General features: G+C 53.2%; 22 protein-coding genes. 14 read left to right on the forward strand and 8 right to left on the reverse strand.

Going from position 1 to position 21,092, the window contains the following annotated elements; translation table 11 throughout:
- Positions 1-3: 3 nt before the first annotated feature.
- Both WNY38_RS04910 and WNY38_RS04915 read right to left on the reverse strand, forming a co-directional pair.
- Positions 4-750, reverse strand: coding sequence for an SDR family oxidoreductase (locus WNY38_RS04910; protein ID WP_342856360.1), 747 nt, complete (start codon positions 748-750; stop codon positions 4-6).
- A 14-nt stretch (positions 751-764) separates the two neighbouring features.
- Positions 765-2,288 carry an altronate dehydratase family protein gene (locus WNY38_RS04915; RefSeq protein WP_342856219.1) on the reverse strand — a complete coding sequence of 508 codons (1,524 nt, stop codon included), beginning with the start codon at positions 2,286-2,288 and terminating at the stop codon, positions 765-767.
- A gap of 149 nt (positions 2,289-2,437) precedes the next feature.
- Between WNY38_RS04915 and WNY38_RS04920 the strand changes: the two genes are divergently transcribed.
- The 14 genes from WNY38_RS04920 to WNY38_RS04985 all read left to right on the forward strand — a co-directional run bounded on the left by WNY38_RS04920 (position 2,438) and on the right by WNY38_RS04985 (position 15,583).
- The gene (locus WNY38_RS04920; RefSeq protein ID WP_342856220.1) at positions 2,438-2,920 is read left to right on the forward strand and encodes an FCD domain-containing protein; all 483 of its coding nucleotides are present in this window, start codon (positions 2,438-2,440) and stop codon (positions 2,918-2,920) included.
- Between the two features lie 12 nt (positions 2,921-2,932).
- Positions 2,933-3,982 carry an aldo/keto reductase gene (locus WNY38_RS04925; RefSeq protein ID WP_342856221.1) on the forward strand — a complete coding sequence of 350 codons (1,050 nt, stop codon included), beginning with the start codon at positions 2,933-2,935 and terminating at the stop codon, positions 3,980-3,982.
- Entirely contained in the window at positions 3,972-4,403 is a 432-nt protein-coding gene (locus WNY38_RS04930; RefSeq protein WP_342856222.1) for an RbsD/FucU domain-containing protein, read from the forward strand. The genes WNY38_RS04925 and WNY38_RS04930 overlap by 11 nt, the downstream gene beginning before the upstream one ends.
- Complete coding sequence (locus tag WNY38_RS04935; protein ID WP_342856223.1) at positions 4,400-5,227, forward strand: amidohydrolase family protein; 828 nt, start codon at positions 4,400-4,402, stop codon at positions 5,225-5,227. Before WNY38_RS04930 ends, WNY38_RS04935 begins: the two co-directional genes overlap by 4 nt.
- Positions 5,228-5,820: 593 nt before the next feature.
- The gene (locus WNY38_RS04940; protein ID WP_342856224.1) at positions 5,821-6,321 is read left to right on the forward strand and encodes a D-Ala-D-Ala carboxypeptidase family metallohydrolase; all 501 of its coding nucleotides are present in this window, start codon (positions 5,821-5,823) and stop codon (positions 6,319-6,321) included.
- A 335-nt stretch (positions 6,322-6,656) separates the two neighbouring features.
- Entirely contained in the window at positions 6,657-7,649 is a 993-nt protein-coding gene (locus WNY38_RS04945) for a TRAP transporter substrate-binding protein (protein WP_342856225.1), read from the forward strand.
- Positions 7,650-7,722: 73 nt separating this feature from the next.
- Positions 7,723-8,217, forward strand: coding sequence for a TRAP transporter small permease subunit (locus WNY38_RS04950; protein ID WP_342856226.1), 495 nt, complete (start codon positions 7,723-7,725; stop codon positions 8,215-8,217).
- Positions 8,214-9,524 (forward strand): TRAP transporter large permease, encoded by a 1,311-nt coding sequence (locus WNY38_RS04955; RefSeq protein WP_342856227.1) that lies wholly within the window; start codon positions 8,214-8,216, stop codon positions 9,522-9,524. The genes WNY38_RS04950 and WNY38_RS04955 overlap by 4 nt, the downstream gene beginning before the upstream one ends.
- A 296-nt stretch (positions 9,525-9,820) precedes the next feature.
- Positions 9,821-10,699, forward strand: coding sequence for a PhnD/SsuA/transferrin family substrate-binding protein (locus tag WNY38_RS04960; RefSeq protein ID WP_342856228.1), 879 nt, complete (start codon positions 9,821-9,823; stop codon positions 10,697-10,699).
- 4 nt (positions 10,700-10,703) lie between these two features.
- Positions 10,704-11,519 carry an ATP-binding cassette domain-containing protein gene (locus tag WNY38_RS04965; RefSeq protein ID WP_342856229.1) on the forward strand — a complete coding sequence of 272 codons (816 nt, stop codon included), beginning with the start codon at positions 10,704-10,706 and terminating at the stop codon, positions 11,517-11,519.
- Positions 11,512-12,318 (forward strand): phosphonate ABC transporter, permease protein PhnE, encoded by an 807-nt coding sequence (gene phnE, locus WNY38_RS04970; protein WP_342856230.1) that lies wholly within the window; start codon positions 11,512-11,514, stop codon positions 12,316-12,318. The genes WNY38_RS04965 and phnE (WNY38_RS04970) overlap by 8 nt, the downstream gene beginning before the upstream one ends.
- Positions 12,319-12,370: 52 nt before the next feature.
- Positions 12,371-13,582, forward strand: coding sequence for an alpha-D-ribose 1-methylphosphonate 5-triphosphate diphosphatase (locus WNY38_RS04975; protein ID WP_342856231.1), 1,212 nt, complete (start codon positions 12,371-12,373; stop codon positions 13,580-13,582).
- Entirely contained in the window at positions 13,576-14,805 is a 1,230-nt protein-coding gene (locus WNY38_RS04980; RefSeq protein ID WP_342856232.1) for an MFS transporter, read from the forward strand. Before WNY38_RS04975 ends, WNY38_RS04980 begins: the two co-directional genes overlap by 7 nt.
- Entirely contained in the window at positions 14,768-15,583 is an 816-nt protein-coding gene (locus WNY38_RS04985) for a TIM barrel protein (RefSeq protein ID WP_342856233.1), read from the forward strand. The genes WNY38_RS04980 and WNY38_RS04985 overlap by 38 nt, the downstream gene beginning before the upstream one ends.
- Before the next feature lie 75 nt (positions 15,584-15,658).
- On the opposite strand, the gene WNY38_RS04990 is transcribed toward WNY38_RS04985, so the two are convergent.
- The 6 genes from WNY38_RS04990 to phnC all read right to left on the reverse strand — a co-directional run bounded on the left by WNY38_RS04990 (position 15,659) and on the right by phnC (position 20,986).
- Positions 15,659-16,723 carry an AbrB family transcriptional regulator gene (locus tag WNY38_RS04990; protein WP_342856234.1) on the reverse strand — a complete coding sequence of 355 codons (1,065 nt, stop codon included), beginning with the start codon at positions 16,721-16,723 and terminating at the stop codon, positions 15,659-15,661.
- Complete coding sequence (locus WNY38_RS04995; RefSeq protein WP_342856235.1) at positions 16,704-17,333, reverse strand: DapH/DapD/GlmU-related protein; 630 nt, start codon at positions 17,331-17,333, stop codon at positions 16,704-16,706. Before WNY38_RS04995 ends, WNY38_RS04990 begins: the two co-directional genes overlap by 20 nt.
- A gap of 55 nt (positions 17,334-17,388) precedes the next feature.
- Positions 17,389-18,246 (reverse strand): phosphonate ABC transporter, permease protein PhnE, encoded by an 858-nt coding sequence (gene phnE, locus WNY38_RS05000; protein ID WP_342856236.1) that lies wholly within the window; start codon positions 18,244-18,246, stop codon positions 17,389-17,391.
- Positions 18,243-19,184, reverse strand: coding sequence for a phosphonate ABC transporter, permease protein PhnE (gene phnE, locus WNY38_RS05005; protein WP_342856237.1), 942 nt, complete (start codon positions 19,182-19,184; stop codon positions 18,243-18,245). Before phnE (WNY38_RS05005) ends, phnE (WNY38_RS05000) begins: the two co-directional genes overlap by 4 nt.
- Before the next feature lie 63 nt (positions 19,185-19,247).
- Entirely contained in the window at positions 19,248-20,153 is a 906-nt protein-coding gene (gene phnD / locus WNY38_RS05010) for a phosphonate ABC transporter substrate-binding protein (protein WP_342856238.1), read from the reverse strand.
- 29 nt (positions 20,154-20,182) lie between these two features.
- Positions 20,183-20,986, reverse strand: a complete 804-nt coding sequence (gene phnC / locus WNY38_RS05015; protein ID WP_342856239.1) for a phosphonate ABC transporter ATP-binding protein — start codon at positions 20,984-20,986, stop codon at positions 20,183-20,185.
- Positions 20,987-21,092 lie beyond the last annotated feature (106 nt).

The following is a 21,092-nucleotide window of genomic DNA, read 5'->3' on the forward strand; positions in this document are numbered from 1 at the left end:
GTGCTAGATCGTGCAACCACCGTCGACCAAGACGGATTGTCCTGTCATGAAGCTGCTGTTGTCCGACAAAAGATGCACGATAGTCGGGGTCAGATCGTCTACTGTGGACAAGCGGCCCATGGGCTGACGTGCGATAAAATCTTTTTCAGCCTGTACAGGATCAGAAGCGGCAGCGATGCGGCCTTGCAGTGCGGGCGTATCAACAGTGCCGGGGCACAGCGCATTACAGCGCAAGTTCTGAGCCACAAAATCTGCGGCAATCGCTTTGGTCAAACCGATGACAGCGGCTTTGGTGGCGCCATATGCTGTGCGGTCGATAAAGCCTTTTTCAGATGACGCCATAGAGGCCATGTTCAAAATAGACGCGGTGCCTTCGCTATCTGCGCGGCGCAAAAGACCGGGCACGAAAGCGCGACACATACGGACCATAGATGTGACATTCAGATTAACTGAAAACTCCCACGCCGCGTCATCAAGTTCTAAAACTGAACCGTGGTGCACGATGCCCGCACAGTTGAACAAGCCATCTAGATCGGGCAGCTCTGCCGCAAGAGCATCGATTGCGGCGACATCCGTCACATCCAACACGCGGGTTTCGATACCGCTGACGTCTGACAAAGTGGCCAGAAGATCGCCGCTTATATCCGTTGCGATCACATGCGCCCCAGCAGCAGCACAGGCGCGCGCACTGGCAGCACCGATCCCTTGGCCAGCAGCCGTTATAAGAATTGTTTTGTTCAAAAGTGTCATATCATTCCCCATGATCACATCACCGCGCCAATTTGCCATGGCACGAACTCAACTCCACCAAAGCCAAGCTCCTCACTTTTCGTCAGTTCGCCAGACGCGATGCGAATGAATGTTTCGAAAATGTCGCGGCCTTTGTCGTTCAAGGTGGCCCCATCGCTGACGATATCGCCGCAATTGATGTCCATGTCGTCGGACATGCGTGCATACATTTCGGAATTTGTAGCGATTTTAATACATGGTGTCGGCATATAGCCTGACACCGACCCGCGTCCTGTCGTAAACACAATCAAATTCGCGCCAGAGGCAATTTGTCCCGTTACGGAACAGGGATCAAAGCCTGGACTGTCCATAAAAACAAAGCCTTTTTTGTCGATCTTTTCGCCAAACAGATACACATCCGTCAGCGGCGCACTACCGCTTTTCGCGACGGCACCTAGGGATTTTTCCAAGATCGTGGTCAGGCCACCGCGTTTATTGCCGGGGCTTGGATTGTTGTCCATTTCGCCGTGATTTCGCGCAGTATAATCTTCCCACCAGCGCACGCGCTCGATCAGTTTTTCACCGACCTCGACCGTTTCAGCGCGACGGGTCAACAGATGTTCAGCGCCATAAATTTCCGATGTCTCAGACAAGATCGTGGTACCGCCGTGACGCACCAACAGATCGGATGCCACGCCCAGCGCAGGGTTGGCTGTGATACCAGAATACCCGTCAGAGCCACCACATTGCATCCCAACCATCAGATGAGATATCGGCGCTGGCTCGCGCGTTGCCGTGTTAGCCAACGCAGCTAGGCTTCGAATTTCAGCTAGACCTTTTTCGATTGTTTTACGTGTGCCGCCCTCGTGCTGGATCGTCATGTAACGCAATGCGCCATCAGCACGGATTGGACGTCCACCAACAAGCGCAGAGACTTGCATCACTTCACACCCAAGCCCGATCAAAAGTATACCGCCAAAATTCGGATGCTGCGCATATCCTGACAGCGTGCGGAACAAAGTGGCGTAGCCTTCGTTCTCGCCAGACATACCACAGCCCGTCCCATGCGTGATTGGCACGATGCCATCGATGTTTGGAAAGTCATCCAGTAAGCCAGATTTTTCAGCCGCTTCAGCAATGAATTTCGCGACAGAGCCTGAGCAGTTCACTGAGGTCAAAATACCAAGGTAGTTGCGTGTGCCAACACTGCCGTCGGCGCGATGATAGCCATTAAAGGTCCGCTGCTCTGTGATTGGCTCAAGAGTTTTGGCCTCGCTCGCGTGAGCATAATCATTGGTGTGCTCGCCCATACCGAGGTTTTGAACATGCACATGTTCACCTGCGGCGATATCTGTCGTCGCTTGACCGATTGTTTGACCATAGCGCAACACGTTTTGCCCTGCACTGATCGGCGCGATGGCAATCTTATGCCCCTGCTTCACGACCTGCAGCGCCTTCACGCCTGTAGACGCATCAACCTCGCCAGCGGCAATATCAGCCAACGCAACCGCGACATTATCTTGCGGATGAAGAGTTAGCATACGGGATGGCTGGGTCATTAACATAGTACCTCTGGCTTGAGCGGCGTGGTGTTTGGTGCTGTAGTTCTAGCTTGACTTGAATCACCTGTCAACTAACATGTCAGTATGGAGGAGGCAAAAATGACCGGCACAGCATCACTTTCGACAGCAACAGTCTGGATGACCCTTTGGTTCAGCCGGTCTATACAGTGCTGCGTGACAAAACCCTGATGGCATCGCTCGAAACTGGATCCGTGCTGCGAAAAGCCATCGAGGTCGCCAAAATCATACTTAATCGTACCGACGAACGACTAGCTAATCTGGCGCGCACTCCACGACCACAAAACCTTAAGGTTAAAGACGAAGGTTTCCAGAGATTCCTTGTGGCCAACTTTGTCCTTCACGCCTTGATTTTGGCTTTAACCGGATTGTCTAAAGTCGCCAGCGCCGCCGAGCAAATATCCTTTCACCTGCACCGCGCAAGAATGTTAATATTGCCAGAGCATGACCGTCACGCAGAAACGTTCAAAAAGCACCAATCTGCTCTCGATGTAAGAAAAGCGAGTGACGCAGACGCCGCGCGATCCGCAATCTCGCGCCATCTTTGCCAGTTGATCACGCGCATTGCGTCCAATGAACGGCAACACGCCGAATTTTTCTGCCCAAATTGAAAAGATAGAGCCATGAAACTGACGAAAATAAATCCACTCAATCATCGCACTCGCATACCGGTGAACTTGACGCAATTGGGGTTTGGTGGAGCGCCGCTTGGAAATTTGTATCGCAAAATCGAAGACAGCGATGCGCAGGCAACATTGGATGCGGCATGGGACGCAGGCATTCGATATTTTGACACAGCCCCCCAATATGGATTGGGGCGATCCGAATTGCGGTTTGCGCCGGCCCTCAAACGATTTGATCGCAGCGCACTGACTTTATCGACAAAGGCAGGTCGGGTTTTAGAAGACTGTGTGCCCGAAGACGTCACTCCCGAAGCTTTTGTCGATGTTCCACAAAAACGCATCGTATTCGACTATACCTATGACGGTATCATGCGCAGTGTTGAAGACAGTACTTTGCGCCTTGGCATCGAGGTTTTCGACATGTTGTTTCTACACGACATCGACGCGGGCACTCATGGCGAAGCGGGCGTTGAAGACAAGCTGCGTGAACTGTTTGACCAAGGCGGCTACCGTGCTCTCACCGAATTGCGTGACGCTGGCCGTATTGCCGCTATTGGTGCGGGCGTGAACACTTGGCAGATCTGCGAACGCTTGTTGAATGAGGCCGATTTTGACGGTTTTTTACTTGCGGGCCGGTATACGCTATTGGAACAAGATCCGCTCGATACGTTCCTGCCGATGTGCCTCAAGCGCGACGTTGGGATCATTTTGGGTGGGCCTTATAATTCTGGTATACTCGCAACAGGCGCTATTGAAGGTGCGCGATACGATTACGCGCCCGCATCTAAAGACATATTACAACGCGTGCGCAAACTCGAAGACGTCTGTGCCGCCCATGCTACGCCTTTGATCGCGGCGGCGCTTCAGTTTCCCTTGGGTCATAGCGCGGTGAAATCTGTTATCCCGGGCGCATCCAACCCCGATGAGGTGCGCCAAAATGTCAAAATTTTTGAAACACCCATCCCAGGCGCGCTGTGGACAGACCTGAAAGCTCAAGATTTAATCCGGCAAGACGCACCCATTCCTGAGGAATTCCCCGATGCTTCGTAATATTCCCGCTATTTTGTCGCCTGATATATTGTGGAGCCTGCGCGCCATGGGGCACGGCGACGAGTTGGTCATTGTTGATGCCAACTTTCCCGCGACCGCATTGGGCGAACGCTGTCACCGGCTTGATGGCTTGACTGCAACAGAGGTTTTACAAGCCACACTGACTGTGATGCCCTTGGACAGCTATGTGCCAGATCCAGCCTTGGTGATGGAAGTCGTGGGCGACCCTGACGCCGTCCCATCCATCGTGGCAGAATTTCAAACCATCATGTCACAAACCGCAGATAACCCTGCAACCTTGGGCAAACTGGAACGCTTTGCCTTTTACGCGCGCGCCAAAGCAGCCTTTGCAATTATCCAAACTGGCGAAACGCGTTTGTATGGCAATATCATCGTCAAGAAAGGCGTGATTGACCAATGATTATCGATGCTCATCAACATTTTTGGCAACTGGCACGCGGCGACTATGACTGGCTAACACCAGAACTTGCTCCGCTTTATCGAGACTTCATGCCAGATGATCTGATACCGCTTTTGTCCCGCAATGGCGTCGACGGCACGATCTTAGTGCAGGCGGCCCCAACTGTTGCCGAGACAGAATTTTTGCTTAAGATCGCCGAAAATACGCCATTCGTTTTGGGCGTCGTGGGCTGGACAGATTTTGCTGCCCCGTCAGCGTCAAACGAGATCCAGCGGCTTGCCAAACACCCCAAACTGGTGGGCCTGCGTCCGATGATCCAAGACATCGCCGATGACGCTTGGATGCTACGACCTGAGCTTACGCCTGCGTTTGAGGCTATGATCGAATGCGATTTGGCTTTTGACGCCTTGGTGTTCCCGCGACACCTGCCGCACCTGCGTGCGCTTTTGTCCTACCACCCAAAATTGCGCGCAGTAATCGATCATGGAGCCAAACCCAATATCGCAGACGCTCAGTTCAAGGCTTGGGCCAACGACATGGAGGCCATCGCCAAAGACAGCCATGCTTTTTGCAAGTTATCAGGCCTTTTGACCGAAGCTGGCACCGATTGGACTGAGGCTCATGTAGCGCCCTACGTTGCGCATTTGTTTGAGAATTTCGGCCCAAAACGATTGGTCTGGGGAAGCGACTGGCCTGTCCTGACCCTCGCCTCCACCTATGATATCTGGCACACGATAGCATCCTCATTCATTCCAAACGATCAAGCCAGAGACTTGATTTTCGGCTCAAATGCCCAAGATCTGTACCGACACTTCACGATATGACAAAGTGGGTAAAGACCTAGGATGTGTGCGATCTGCTCTGCGCGTGCCCTATCGGTGCTGAACACAGAGGCGACCATCTTCGTAAATCAAAAAGTCATCCCCCTCCGCGCGGGCGCACAACTCCAACCGCCGTTTGTGCGACATTGTGACAGTTGTGGGGAACTGGTGACTGGGTGTCGTGTAAACCATGCCGACCCTTTCCGGGATCTGTGAGACAATCAAGCCGCTTTGATCTACTGGCACAAGCTCCTGCAAGATGGCAAAGGCTCTGACACAGAAAACAAATCACGTGTGATGGCCGAGCTGATCAGTTCGCAAACTTGATCACGCAAATTTCCGGTAGCTTCAGATGACAGACGCAAAAATAGAGCGTTCTTCATAGTTTGACCTTTCGGACTGAATTGTCATCAGCGGACGATCCCTGTCCGAAAATTGCCTTTGACCAAAGCCGGCACAACGTCCAATATTTATCGCCCCATTGAAAGCAAAAACAAAAGGGCCATCCTGAACCCCGTCTTGTTAAAGACCTTATTGACCTATCGCCAAAAGCTGTGAACACTTACTGAAACTCAACACTTAGGCGCATGGATCAGATGTACAAATCCAACCAATTCAACCCCATGCTGTCAGAGTACCTTGACTTGTTTACGCTGTGTCAAAGCGAAACGGCCCAAAAGCTCGGCATTCATAACATGCCCCATGATGCAGATGTGATCGACAATTTGCGGCAGCTTTGCCTTAACGTGTTGAACCCTGTGATCACCCATTTTGACCTGCCCCTGTTTGTTACCAGCGGATATCGATGCCCTCAGTTGAACGCAGAGGTCGGCGGGCTGGTAAACTCGCAACATCTATTGGGTCAGGCCGCAGATATTATGATGGGCGGCATTCGCAACGATCAACTAGCCAAGTGGATTATTGAGAACACAGATTTCGATGAGGTTATTCTTGAAAAGTTTGATCCAGACAGCCATGAATACGGCTGGGTACACGTGTCTTACACTAAGGGTAAAAACAGAAATCGAGTGACGACCTTTGATGGAAAGACATTCCATGACGGATTTCACTATTTCGATTTAAGCAAGATCAGTTGAACCAAAATGTGACCAACTGCGCGTTTTCAATACTTCGACCCAGCCCAGAGAAAGCTTCCGATTTTGAAGAATCAAGTTTTCTCAAAAAGCAGGAAGCTTCAGGTAAACCTCCCATACTCGACACATATCAAAATGACAGCGCAGCAAGATTTACAAACCTATACCATATAAATTACATTTAAATTTCAAATATTTAATTGCTACAAACGGAAATAAAAACCTAGCAACACTGACAGTTGTTTACAAAATGAAACTTGTGTGACCAATATGTGAGACTGATCAAGTATACTAGTCTGCAACGACAGATGCAGTCAGATTTCGTCTGGGAGGACACCATGTTTAATTTCAAATCAACGGCGGCATTTGCCGTCGGCGCCATTGCTGCGACCGCTATTATGGCAACGTCAGTTTCCGCCGAAACAGCTTTGCGCGGCGCGAGCTTGTTCGACGAAGAGCACGCCTACACAAAAACCTTGCGTGAATTCGAACGTCTTGTTGGCGTAAACTATGATGGCGATGTGTCCTTTGACGTCAGCTTGAATGGTGAGCTTGGCGACGAAAGCGATTTCGTAACGTTCTTGCAGCAAGGTGTTGCGATTGACTACGCAATAATGGCGCCGTCCAACATGGCGACATTCGCACCATCTATCCCACTCATGGATATGCCATTCTTGTTCCGTGACCTTGAGCACTGGAACACAGCGCTGTCCAGCGGCGTTATGGCGCCACTCGAAGCTGAGCTTCTTGAAAAAGCAAACATCCGCGTCATCGGTTATGCAGGTGGCGGCGTTCGCAACCTCGCGTCTGCAAAACCAATCGGCAACATGGAAGAGCTGACAGGCCACAAGATGCGCGTCATGGGCGCACCGATCCAAGCGAAAACATTCGCAGCGATCTCAGCGGCTCCATCAGCCATCGCGTACAACGAAGTGTACAACGCGATCCAAACGGGCGTGATCGCTGGCTTTGAAAACGAAGCGGCCTCTATCCAGAATCTCAAATTCTACGAAGTTGCGCCAAACATCACTTTGACACGCCACGCGATCACTGTGCGCCCATTGGTGATGTCTGAAAGCACATTCTCTAAGCTTGATGCTGATCTTCAAGCGGCTGTTTTGAAAGCTGGCGCAGACGCCGGTGCATTTGGTCGTGAGTTGGAAAGCCGTCAAGACGGTGAGAAAATGCAAGAAATGATCGATGCGGGTCAAGTTATGGTTCAAGAATTCGCTGGCCGTGACAAATTGCTTGAGATGGTTATCCCAGTTCAGGACGCATATGCAGCTGAACTTGGTGCGACTGAATTGCTTGAAGCCATCCGCGCTCAATAAGAACGCTTTACATAATATTATTGTCGGCGCCCATTCGAGGCGCCGACATTTCTTTGAGGGATTGGGGACTACAATGATTGGACGGATGCTTGATCAGCTTTGTAATGGGCTGAGAGTATTGTTGGGCACGCTGATAGCCCTTCTTGCTATTCCGGTCGGAATGCAGGTTTTGGCGCGATATACAGGTGTGATCCCTGTGTATCTTTGGACGGAAGAACTGGCCACATTCATCTTTGTTTGGACGGTTATGATTGGCGCTATGATTGCTGTTTGGGATGGGTCACATTTCGATGTGCGTGTCCTTCCCGATGCCAAAAATCCCTTGCTAACTTTGCTTCAAAACGGGTTCGTTTTAGTCATGATCTTGGCCTTCGCGCTTATTTTCGCGTGGTACGGGCTTGAGTATGCAAAATTCGGCTACATCCAGCACTCTGTGATGATGCGGGCCAATATGTTGATCACCTATATCTCGCTCCCAATCACCGGTGTGGTCTGGTTTTTGTTTGCAGGATACCGGCTCTTTGAAGCCATTCAAATCTATAAGAACAGAGCGGTAACCGCAGCATGATTATTACAACTGGCCTCGCCTGCGCCATTCTTGTGGGCGGTTTCATTTTTTTGGTCGCCATGCGTATTCCCGTGGCTTTTGCGCTTGCCATTGCGACAGTGCCGATCGTGGTGCTTGAGCTACGTCTGACCCCCTTCATTGTGCTGGACCGCATGTTCCAGTCCTACAACTCGTTCATCTTGCTGGCGGTGCCGTTTTTCTTGCTGGCCGCAAACTTGATGAATTCCGGCAAAGTGACGGACAAGCTGATTGAACTATCCCGCGTCTTAACCGGCTGGATGCCTGGTGGCCTGGGCCATGTAAACGTTGCTGTGTCTATGCTGTTTGCAGGCATTTCAGGCTCGTCCACCGCTGACGCTGCGGGTTGTGGCAAGATCTTGATTCCTGCGATGATCAAAGAAGGTTACGACCGTCGTTTCGCCATCGCGATCACTGCCTGTTCGTCTGTGATGGGTGTGATCATCCCGCCATCGATCTTGATGATCGTTTGGGGCGGCGTGATGCAGACTTCTGTCGGGGCGTTGTTCCTTGCGGGTGCCATTCCTGGGATCATGATCGGCCTTGCACTGATGGCGACTGTTTATGGCTATGCGAAAGTCTACAACTATCCGATCATTGGCAAACCAACGCTGTGCGACATCTGGAAAGCATTCAAAGGCGCGTTCCTTGCCATGCTCACACCGGTTTTTGTGATCGGCGGCATTGTCGGCGGTATCGTCACGCCTACAGAAAGCGCGATCATCGCAGCTGGGTATTCTTTGTTCCTCGGCATGTTTGTCTATCGCACCGTGTCCGTTAAAGACCTTGGCCACATTTTTTACGACACAGGTCGGTTCGCTTCGATCTCGCTCTTTGCGATTGGATCTGCCTCTGCTTTCGGGTGGTTGCTTGCCTTCTACCACGTTCCGCAATTGGTCGTGGACGCGATGACCAGTCTTGATTTCGGACCTTTCGGAACCGCACTTGTGATTGCTGGCCTGTTCTTGTTCTTTGGTCTGTTCATTGACGCGATCCCGACGATCATCATCCTTGGCACAGTTCTTTTGCCTGTTGCGACCGCAGCAGACATTCATCCGGTTGTGTTTGCGATCATCGGTATCGTGTCGCTGGCCTTTGGTTTGGTGACGCCGCCTTACGGACTGTGCTTGCTGATATCGGCCTCGATCGGTGGCATGAATGTTGTGCAGGTCATGAAAGAGGTTTGCATCATCTTGCTGCCGATGCTGGTGATTTTGTTGCTGATTATCATCTTCCCCAACATCGCACTTTGGCTGCCACAAATGTTGATGCCTGAGACGTTCAACTAAGACTGCTGACACAGCCAAGTATAATTTAGTGCCATGCATCTTAACTGATGCGTGGCATTTTTTATTTTGACCAAGCTGACATCAACATCTGTGCAGTGCTCAAATGACTCCATTATCTATGCAAATGCCCAAGCCTGCGCGTGTAAAGGCATACGAACTCTAAATGCAAATTGCTGCCTTGGCACTCTGACCGATGCCCAACGCGACCAACCCTGTCACAAATATTTCGCAACTTCGACACGCTGCCTTCGCTTCCAAATGAAATTCATCCGCATGAATTTCATTTGGAGCGCGTCATGAAAATCAAATCAATCCTTCTCGGTCTCAGTCTGGCGACTGTGTCCTCAATTGCTGCATCAACTGCATCAGCAGATACATTCAAACTTGCCGTCACAGACGTTGAAGGCATGGAGCGCCTTCTTGTCGAATGGGGTCCATTCAAAGACGCGCTCGAAGCGGCAACAGGCGATAGCTTTGAGTTTTTTGCCGTGCCATCGCGCACTGCAGCGGCAGAAGCCCTGCGCGGCGAGACTGTCGATTTCGTTGTCACCGGTCCGGCAGAATATGTTGTGATCAACAAGCTGACGAACGCGACACCGTTGATCGGTCTGGGCCGCCCAGATTATCACTGTGCCATCGTTGTACGCGCAGACAGCGGCATCAATGTGCCTGAAGATCTGAAAGGCAAAAAAGTAGCCTTTGGTGACATCGGCTCCACATCAAACATGCTGTGCCCGATGCAGGTTTTGGCAGATCACGGCGTTGATCCAGTCAATGATATCGAAAAAATCCACACAGAACGCAACATCGCCCATGAAGCGTTGAAAGCGGGCGATGTGGATGCCATCGGCACCAATGCGAACAGCTGGCTGCAAGTGCGCAATAAAGAAACAGACCTGCCATACGGATTCTTCAAAATGATCGCGCGCTCTGGCGATCTGCCCAATGACATGATCATGGTTGGCGCGCATGTTCCGGCTGAAAAAGCTGAGGCTGTGAAGCTCGCGATTTTGGCAAACAAAGAAGCAGTTATCGCCGGTATCGTGGCCCATGAAGAGAATGAAAAATACTCTGGCATGGACTTGGTGGCGATCGACGACTCTGCTTACGACTACGTGCGCTCAATGTATTCCAACGCGGGCTACCCACAATTTGACAATTTTATTGGTGAGTAATCCAATGACAACACACCCAGACGCTCAACAGCGTCCGGCCGCAGCCGGGGTGCATCGCACTCCGGCTTCACTTGTGCCTTTGGGGCATGATGTCACCGTCAAGGGCCTCAAGAAATCATTCGGCACAACACCTATTTTTCAAGACGTCAGCTTTCGTTTGGCCACAGGCGAATCCTTGGCGCTTGTGGGAGCCAATGGCACCGGAAAATCTACACTGTTGCGGTGCATTGTGGGATTGATCCCAGTGAGCGGCGGCACGGTTGAGGTACTGGGCCAACATGTGAACGGAGCCACCGCACGCGATATGCGCAGGCTGCGGGCACAAACAGGACTGGTGGCGCAAAAGCACAACTTGGTGCCGCGCCTGTCTGTTTTAACAAACGTCATTCACGGTTTTTTAGGCCAACATTCAGGGCCGCGCTATTGGTCGCAATCCTTTGCGCCAGCCACCGCACGCCATGCCGCACTTGCGTCATTGGAAAAGGTGGGTTTGGCTCATTTGGCAGATCGCCGTGCAGACCGGCTGTCTGGTGGGCAATCCCAAAGGGTGGCCATCGCCCGCGCCTTGGTCGCCAAACCCAAACTGCTGATCGCGGACGAACCCTGCGCTTCCCTTGATCCGTCTGCCGGCGAAGAGGTGATGGAGCTGTTTTTCCGTTTGATGCGCGAAGACGGGGTGACGGTGATTTTCACATCGCACCACATGGAACATGCTTTGAAGTATGGCGACCGCGTTCTCGGTTTGGCGGCTGGCAAAGTGCGCCTAGACGCGACAGCCCAATCGTTGAGCATTCAAGACCTTAGGGGGCTTTATGACTGATACGTCTTTGCCGCAGAGGCTCGAGCGGCCCTCGGCGTTTTCCTTTTTGATCTACGCTGTCGTCATAATCGTAGTGTTCTGGTCTTTTCAAGGGGCCGGATTTTCCGTCGACAAGATCCTAAGTTCTCCGCCCCGTTTCGCCGATTTCATGTCCCGTGCCTTTCCGCCCAACGTGGAGCCAAGGGTGCTATTACGGCTTTTTTGGAAAATGGTTGAAACACTTCAGATCGCATTCGCAGGCGCGATTATTGGCGTCGCGCTATCAATACCCATCGCACTTTTGGCCGCACGCGGTCTGATTGCAGGCCAAGTGGTCAGCACCACCGTACGCAATATTTTGGGGTTCATCCGCTCTGTGCCCGATCTGGCGTGGGCCTTGGTGTTTGTTGTTGCTGTGGGGCTTGGGCCCTTTGCTGGGACCCTTGCCATCGCGCTGGACACCATTGGGTTTTGTGGTCGGTTTTTCGCAGATGACATGGAAGCCATCGACAAAGGTCCGTCCGAGGCATTGACGGCAACAGGCGCGACCCGCGTGGACATTGCTGCCTGCGCCACTGTGCCAGCATCCATGCCCGCTTTCGTGTCCACAGCCCTTTATGCGCTTGAAAAAGCTGTGAGATCATCAACAGTTTTGGGGCTGGTGGGTGCCGGCGGCATCGGGATCGAGCTTAAGGTCGGGTTCGACCTTTTTGATTATCCAACAGCGATGACAGTGATTTTGATGATCGCTGTTGTGGTTCTGAGTATTGAAGCCTTCAGCACTTGGGCGCGCAAAAAAATCATAGGAGAGCAGCGATGATCGGCACACCGATCGCTGCCTCGACACCACATCTAAGCTTGGAGAGACTAAAATGACTTATACGTTTGTGGGGGCAAAAGTTTTCTTGCCTGACGGCCTTTTTGAAACCACCGTGACCGTTTCAGACGGGACGATTGTCGACATTGGCGGGGCTGTATCAGGCGACGTGATCGACGCCAAGGGTCAGTATCTTGCGCCAGCATTGATCGATGTGCATGGCGATGCTTTCGAGCGTCAATTGATGCCCCGTCCGAATGTGTTTTTCCCAACCCAAACCGCTGTTCTAGACACAGATCGCCAACTGGCCTCGAACGGCATTGCGACCGCCTATCATGCGATCACCTTGGGCTGGGAGCCGGGGCTGCGCGATGTGCAGCGAGGCCGCGACTTGATGCAGGCGATGATTGATCTTGCGCCGCGTTTGAGCGTGGAAAACCGCGTGCAACTGCGTTGGGAAACCTTCGCTTTTGAAGCGCTCGATACCATTGAGTGGGCGCTTCAATCGCCTTTAAAGCCCTCGCTATCCTTCAACGATCACACTTCGATGACGATGCGCGCCTATGACGTTGCCATTCAAGATCGCGAATTTGAGCTGTCACCGGATTTCTCGATTGCAGCACTGGATGACGCGCGCATGGTCAAACGCACGGCCTCCAAAGCGCATCGTTCCGGCATGACTCAAGAAGCATATATCAAGCTTTTGAGTGAGGTCTGGGCTCGTCGCCCTGATGTTGAAAAAAACGTGCAACGGGTCGCTGAACTTGGCCGCACCGCAGGTGTCCCGATGCTCAGCCATGATGACACCCGCAGCGAGACCCGCAGTTATTTCCGAGATTTAGGCGCAAAGGTTGCTGAATTTCCGATGGTGATGGAAGCTGTACAGGCCGCACGCGACCACGGCGATTTGATCATTTTCGGCTCGCCCAACGCGGCACGCGGCGGCAGTCATATCGGCTCGCTCGGGGCCGGTGATATGGTCGAAGAGGGACTCTGCGATGTCTTGGCCTCTGATTACTTTTATCCAGCAATGCTGGCAGCCGTCGCCCGCCTTGATACAGAACGACGCGCAGATCGCAGCACGCTTTGGTCGCTTGTGTCCAGCGGGCCAGCGCGCGCTATGAACCTGACGGACAGAGGCGACATTGCCGTCGGCAAACGGGCTGACCTGGTTCTGGTGGATTGGCCGGACGGGCAAGCGCCCGCGATTTTGGGCACTTGGGTTGCAGGGCGCTGTGCCTATCGCGGCACGCCTGCCGGATGCTGAAATATTTAAGCCCCTATGTGCCAGCCATCGGATTGGGCGTAACCCAGATCATGGGCTATGGCACGTTGATGTACGCCTATGCGGTCTTGCTGCCGCATATGGCCGAGGATCTGTCTTTGTCGCTGTCGACGGTGTTTGGCATCCTCTCGCTCGGCTTGTTCTTCGGCGGATTGGCCTCCCCGATTGCAGGGACATTGGTGGACCGGTTTGGCGGGCGCTATGTGATGACACTTGGCACCGCCATGGCCGCGACCGCCTTGGTGCTGCTGTCTGCGGTCCAAGGCAAGTTTGGATTGTTTTTTGCAATCCTTCTGGCCGAGGGCGCCGGCATGTTCATTTTATACAACGTGGCCTTTGCCAGCGTGGCACGTCTGGATGGGCCCGTGCCCGCCAAGAAATCGATTTCGGTCATCACCCTGTTCGGCGGCGTGGCCTCGACCATTTTTTGGCCGCTCACATTGGCCCTCTACAATTGGCTGGGATGGCAGGACACTTGGATCGTGATGGGCGTGGCCTTGGCGCTTATCTGCGTGCCCATCAATTTCTTTGTTTTGCGCGGACCACAAAAGGATCATGACGCGCCCCAAAGCCGCGAACAAGACGATTGGCCTGAATTGACCGGACTGGCGCGCAAGCGTGGCATGATGTGGATGGTCATATCTTTTGTCTTTTCGGGATACCTCATGGGCGCAATGATGAGCCTATGGGTGATCAACGTGCAGGATTTGGGCCACAGCGCGGCCATGGCCGCTTTGGCAGGTGCCGTTATTGGCCCGTTTAAAACCGTCGGGCGTGGCTTTGAAATGTTGGTCAGCCGCAATATGTACCCTATGTTTACGTATTTTCTAAGTCTGGCTCTGATGTTATCCGGCTTTGCCGTGTTGCTCGTTTTTGGCTTCACCCTGCCAGGTGTGATCATCGCCGCCGCGTTGTACGGCATGGGTGATGGCATCAAAACCATCGCACGGGGCACGCTGCCGCTGGCGCTGTTTGGCGCGAAAGGCTATGGCGCGCGGCTCGGCTGGATTTCCTTTGTACAGCTAAGCGTGAACGCCTCTGCTCCGTTTGTGTTTGCATGGATCACGCAAATGTTCGGTGGCTGGTATTCCTTTGCCGCCATGACGCTGTGCCTGCTGGCCGCTCTGGCCACCTATTTCTTTATTTCTGACCCAAGGAGACAACCCAATGCCCCCTCTCAAGATCGGCGCATGTCTGCGCCATAGTGAAATTTCGACCCATCGTGATTGGCTTTTTGACGCGGATCGCGACATCGAATTGCAAGATTTCATGAGCCATGCTGCTGTAATACGCGACAGCCAAGAGCTCATCTCTGCGGCCAAATCCGCCCTCAAAGGCCATAAGGGCCGCCTCGGTATTCACGGGCCTTTTGAGGGGCTCGATATCGATAATAAAGATGAAGAGCTGCGCCCGTTGATCACGGCGCGTTTTTTAAAAGCCCTTGAGGCCGCCGCCGCTGTGGGCGCGCGTCAAATGGTGCTGCATTCGCCCTATTCGCTTTGGTACCAAAACAACCGGCTCAACCACGCTGATTACAGCGCCAACAAGCTGGGACGCATCCATGACGTGCTTGGCCCCGTTGTCAAACAGGCCGAGATCGAAGGGATCACTTTGGTGATTGAAAATATCCAAGACGTGGATCCCGCCACGCGGCGCATGATGGTCGACAGTTTTAACAGCGATGCCATCGCGCTCTCCATCGACACCGGCCATGCCCATCTGGCGCGGCATATGTCAGGCGCGCCGCCCGTTGATTACTTTGTGCGCGACGCGGGTCATCAGCTGCAGCATGTGCATTTGCAAGATCTTGACGGCCATGCGGATCGCCACTGGGCGCCCGGCGAAGGTGAGATCGAATGGCATGCCGTGTTCCGCGCTTTGTCATATTGCGAAAGCGCGCCCCACCTTGTGCTTGAGCTGCGCAACAAGGCGGACATCCCCAAGGGGTTTGCCTATTTGCAAGGTTTGGGACTGGCCTGCTGATCCGAGGCAGGCTTTGCCATAACAGGACTGACCGCGGCGCCTTGCGATGCTCTGGCTGAGCAAGGCGCCGCGCGACTAAGCCGAAATGCGTGTCGAAATGCGTTTCGCGACGCGGCCCAAAAGCGGCGCGGCGATCGCCAGAAGCACCGTGACTCGGACAAGGTGGTGCGTGGCGATATAGGCCACATCGCCGCCGAGCGTTAGCGCGACCAAGGTCATTTCGGTCAATCCGCCCGGTGCATAGGCCAGCAGCATTTGCTCTGTTGTTTGACCCAGCAGGCCGTGCAAGACCAGAGCAAACCCAAGCGCAGTCGCCAGCATCAAAAGCGTTGCCCCGAGGCTGAGTGCAAAGGCTTTGAACACTTTTATCGCGGGCATTCCGACAAAGCGGCACCCCACGATTGTGCCCATAATGATCTGCGCACAGATCACCAGCGTTGCCGGAGGACTGCTTTGCGTCAACCCAAGCATATGCGCCCCGGCGCTAAGCAACATCGGGCCAAGGAACGCAGGTGCCGGAAATTTGGCGCGATAGGCAGCAAACGCGCCGATCAAGCCGCACAGTGTTAGGATCGCAAAATCAAGGGGGCCAGCCTGCCCGTGCGAGGATACAGACACGCCGCTGACCTCATAGCCCAGAACGACACGAAACCAAAAGGCCACAAGGGCGATCACCAAAACAATGCGGGCAGCATGAGCCAAAATAATGGCGCGATCGTCGCCGCCGTGCTGGCGGCCGATTTCCATCATTTCAACGACCCCGCCCGGCATGGCCGCGAAGAGCGCCGTCACCGGATCCATCCGGCCAACGCGCACGTAATACAGGCTCACAACCATCGCAGAGACACCGATGCACGCCAGCAGACCAAGGAGCGACAAAGACCACTGCCCAAACTGGGTAAATGTGTCAGCCGTAAAGCCCGATCCGAGCATCACGCCGATCACACTGGTCACGGCAGGGCGCACTTTTTCAGGGCTGCGCAATGACACGTTTGACATAGCAGCAACAGTGGTCGCGGTCATCGCGCCCAACATCCAAGGCAGGGGCAAGCCCGCGAGCTTGAACGCCGCGCTGCCAGCCAGTGCGATGCCTAAGGTGAAGCCAAATGAAAGCGGGGTGTTAAGGACGGAATTTTTCAATGAACTCATCTATGCTTAAGGCTCGAATATCTGGGAGGGCTGCTTTATATTTTTCACGCGACCAATCCCAGACAGCAATCTCGAGCAAGGCCTCGGCCTGCGCCTCAGAAAACCGCCGTTTGATCAGCCGTGCAGGCACGCCGCCAACGACTGTATAGGGGGCAACATCGCGTGAAACCACAGCGCCTGCGCCAATCACAGCGCCCGTGCCGATGCTCACACCTGCAGTGATGGTCACCCCGTGGCCGATCCAAACGTCATGACCGATGGTGACCCAATGGTCTTTGCGCCATTCAAAAAAGTCATGATCATCCTCGCCCAACCCATAGGCTTCGGCGCGATAGACAGAATGGTGCTGCATGGCGCGCCATGTCGGGTGATTTCCGGGGTTGATCCGCGCCGCATTGGCGATGGAACAGAATTTGCCGATGGTGCTCCAAACCACATGACAGTTCTGCGTGATGTAAGAATAATCGCCCATCTGCGATGACTTCATCATCGTGCCCTTGCCCACTTCTGTCCAAGCGCCAAGCTCACAATCTGCGACTTGGGCCTCGGGATGAATGGTGGGGGTTTCGCTTAAAAGATGTTTTGATCCTGCGCCGCTCATGGCGATGTCTCCAGTGTGTGAGGGGTTGGGCAAACTGGGTCGCGCCGCAAAGCGGTCACTTCGCGCCCTCGAATTTGCCGGTGATGCGTTGACGGATCAAGCCAGAGAGGTGATCGATCACATAGACCATGGCGATAATTAAAAAGATGATCGACCAAGCTTCATCCCATTTGTACGCACTGATGCGATCCGAAAGCAAAAAGCCGATGCCCCCTGCCCCGACGATGCCCAAAATCGTACCAGATCGCACGTTGGATTCGAATTGGTACAAAAGGAAAGACAAGATCACTGGGTTCACCTGTGGTGCAATTGCGAAACGAATTTGCTGAATGCGTGAGCCGCCCGAGGCTTTCACACCCTCGACTGGTTTCTCAGAAGTGTTTTCTGTGGCCTCTGAGAACATTTTTGCGAAGGTGCCGATCTCGCTGACCGCAATCGCTAAGATGCCGGCCAAAGGGCCAAGACCAAAGGCGCGAATAAAAATCAGCGCGAGGATCAAGGTCTCGAAGGCGCGGATCACATCAAAGCCACGCCGCGCAGCTTGGCGCAAAAAGGTAAAGCGGTTGATGTTTTTCGCGCCCAAAAACGACAGAGGGTATCCGATGATTGCGCCCAAAAGCGTGCCCATGAACGCGATGGACAGGGTCTCGCCCAAGCCCTTTAGAATTTCCGAAAACTCAGGCCAGTTGTCCCAGATATGGGGCGGGAACATAAAGCCTAAGACAGTGCCCAATCGATCCAAGCCGTTCCAAATGCGAGCGGGGTTAAAATCGAAGGCCCAAAGGCAATAGCAAAACAGCCCAATGAAGCCGACCCACAGTGCGCCGCGTTTGATCCGCAAGGACAAAGGCGCTTTAAAAGCCAGTGGCAAACGCGCTTTGGCGGCCTCGATTTCATCCAACGTCAAGCTCATGTCCGTGCCTCCATACCAATCATGCGATGGCGTAGTTTTTCTGATCCGTAGTCGATGATCATCACGGTTAAGACAATGATCACGAAAAGGGCCGACAGGTCTGCGTATTCTTGAAACGACATCGCCGTGCGAAACTCTTGCCCCAAGCCCCCGGCGCCGACGTAGCCGATGATCGAACTGGAACGCACGTTGATTTCAAATCGCAGCAAAGTGTAACTGATGATGTTGGGCAAGACCTGTGGCACAGCGCCATAGCGAATTTGATCGAACCAACTGCCGCCCGAGGCCTTAACACCTTCAAGCGGGCGCATATCGATGTTCTCATTCACTTCAGAGTAGAGCTTGCCCAAAGAGCCCGTTGCGTGCAGCCCGATGGCCAAAACGCCAGCCAAGGGCCCGACCGAAAAACAAAAAACGAAAATCAAAGCCCAAACAAGTTCAGGTACGGTGCGCGCAATCTCAAGATAGCGCCGCGCCGCCCAGAGGATCCATTTGTTTGGCGATAGGTTTCTTGCAGCAAGAAAAGACAAAGCAAACCCGCCGAAGACACCAAAGGCTGTCCCCATAAAGGCGATCAAAATGGTTTCCACCAGCAGCCGGCCCCAAATTTTCCAACGCCAAAACCATTCGGCGAAATCACTGCCAAAACTGTCCCAGCGCAGGGTGGGGATGGTTTGCGAGATATATTCCCCAAGGCGTGGGATCCCCGCGGGAATGATCCAGCGCCATTCGCGTGCTCCGCCTGGCAGGCTGACTTGCGTGTATTTAAAGAAATCACCCAGCCAGCTTGTCAGGGCAAAGGCCACCAAAAACAGAACACTGCCGATGATCCAAGCGCGCCTCGATCGCAGACGCTTGGTTGCAAAGTCTTGTTCAAAGGTTTTGATCCTAGAGATTTTCTCAGGAGTGTCGCGGGGACTGTCGGCGGTCATGGTCATATCGAGATGCCTTCCAAAAAGGAAAAAGGGAGGCCAGATGGCCCCCCTTTTATTGGGTCAAACTCAGTTCGCGTTACGGCGCTCGTTTTTGATCCACTCACGCATCTCAACGATCCATTGGTAGCGCTCTTTATCAACTTTGACCCAACCTTTTTGAGTTGAATCTTCGCCACCAGACATTTCTTTGAAGGCTGCTGGATCTTTTTCAGGGATTTCCATCACGGCAGTTGTCATGGCTTCGATCAGACCGGTCGGCAGGTTTGAACGTGCAGCCAATGGACCAGATGTGATTTCAGGAGACTGCCAGATCGGACATGCTTCGCCTTCTTTGATCATGCCTTTGGTGACCATCTTTTGAATAACGCCATTGGTTTCGTTGGTTGTGTAAGTGGCTGCCGCATCAAACGTGCCGTTTACAACCGCCTGAACGCCCGCTTCATGGGAGCCAGAGAAAGGGATGGCTGCGAAGTAGGTTTTAGGATCAAGTTCTTTGGACAGGTTGAAGTAAGGCACAGCATAACCAGATGTGGAATCCGGGTCAGCAAAGGCCAAGACTTTGCCTTCCAAAGAGGCCAAGTCGTTCAAGCCGCTGTCACAACGTGTCACGATGATAGAATAGTAGCCGGTTGAGCCGTCATTTTGCACACGAGACACCAAGGGTGTAACGCCGCCGTTTGTCGCTGTGTAAGCTGCCGCGTAGGAAGAGGAGCCCAAGAACGCGAATTCGATTTGGTCAGCTGCGAGCGCTTGGATCACGCCATCATAGTTGCCGGCTGTGAAGATTTCGACTTCAACACCGAGTTCTTTTTCCAAGTAGTCTTCGAACGGTGTGTAGCGTGCGATACGGTCTTTTTCGTTTTCGCCAGACAAGATGCCGAATTTAACGACTTGGTAGTCATCTTTCCAACCTTCGGCCAAGGCGGGAACGGCGATAAGAGCGATAAGGGCTGTAGCTGTGATAAAACGCATGTGGATATCTCCTTGTAAGCGTTGAGTGATTAAGCGTGTATAGGTGTTCGGATCGCGGTCGACGTGATGTCGGCGTTGAATTCTTTCAAGCCTTCAAGACCATAGATGTCGCGCACAACATCATCTGTGAGCTGCGCAGCGGTCCCATCAAAAAACACGCGGCCCTGACGCATCGCGATGATGCGGTCACAGTAAGCGCGTGCTGTGTCGAGTGTGTGCAGATTGACCAAAACGGTGATGCCGTCTTCGCGGTTGATGGTTTTCAAACCATCCATCACCAACGAAGCATTGGCTGGATCAAGCGATGCAATAGGTTCATCTGCCAACATGATTTTAGGGTTTTGAACCAAGGCCTTGGCAATGGCGACGCGTTGTTGTTGCCCACCTGAAAGCGTACCTGCGCGTTGCAAGGCTTGCGGCACCAAATCCAAACGATCCAAAGCTTGGATGGCCATAGCGCGTTCTTCGTCGGTGAACCGCATCGCCATAGAGGATAAAAACCCATGCTCGGCCAAACGACCGATCAATACATTGGTCAAAACGTCCAAGCGGTCGACCAGATTGAACTGTTGAAAGATCATCGCGCAATCGCGCCGCCAATGGCGCAGCGCTTTGCCCTTGAGAGATGAAACCTCAAGATCCCCAAAAGAAATCGACCCCGAAGTGGGATCGATAAGGCGATTGATCAACCGCAACATAGTAGATTTACCGGCACCAGACCGGCCGATGACGCCAACAAACTGGCCCGGCTCGATGGATAGCGTGACTTGGTCCACCGCGCGGGTCTCACCAAATTGCCGGGAAACTTGGTTCAGGGTCAAGATCGAACTCATCGTGTGGCACTCCCAAAAATTCATTCGAATGTTTCAAGTGAGAAGTACCCGAGGAAAATGACCCTGAATCGACAGTTGCGTGACAAGTTGCCCAAGGCTTTGTAAC

The organism is Pacificibacter sp. AS14 (genome assembly GCF_038899935.1).
In the GTDB taxonomy this organism is placed as follows: domain Bacteria; phylum Pseudomonadota; class Alphaproteobacteria; order Rhodobacterales; family Rhodobacteraceae; genus Celeribacter.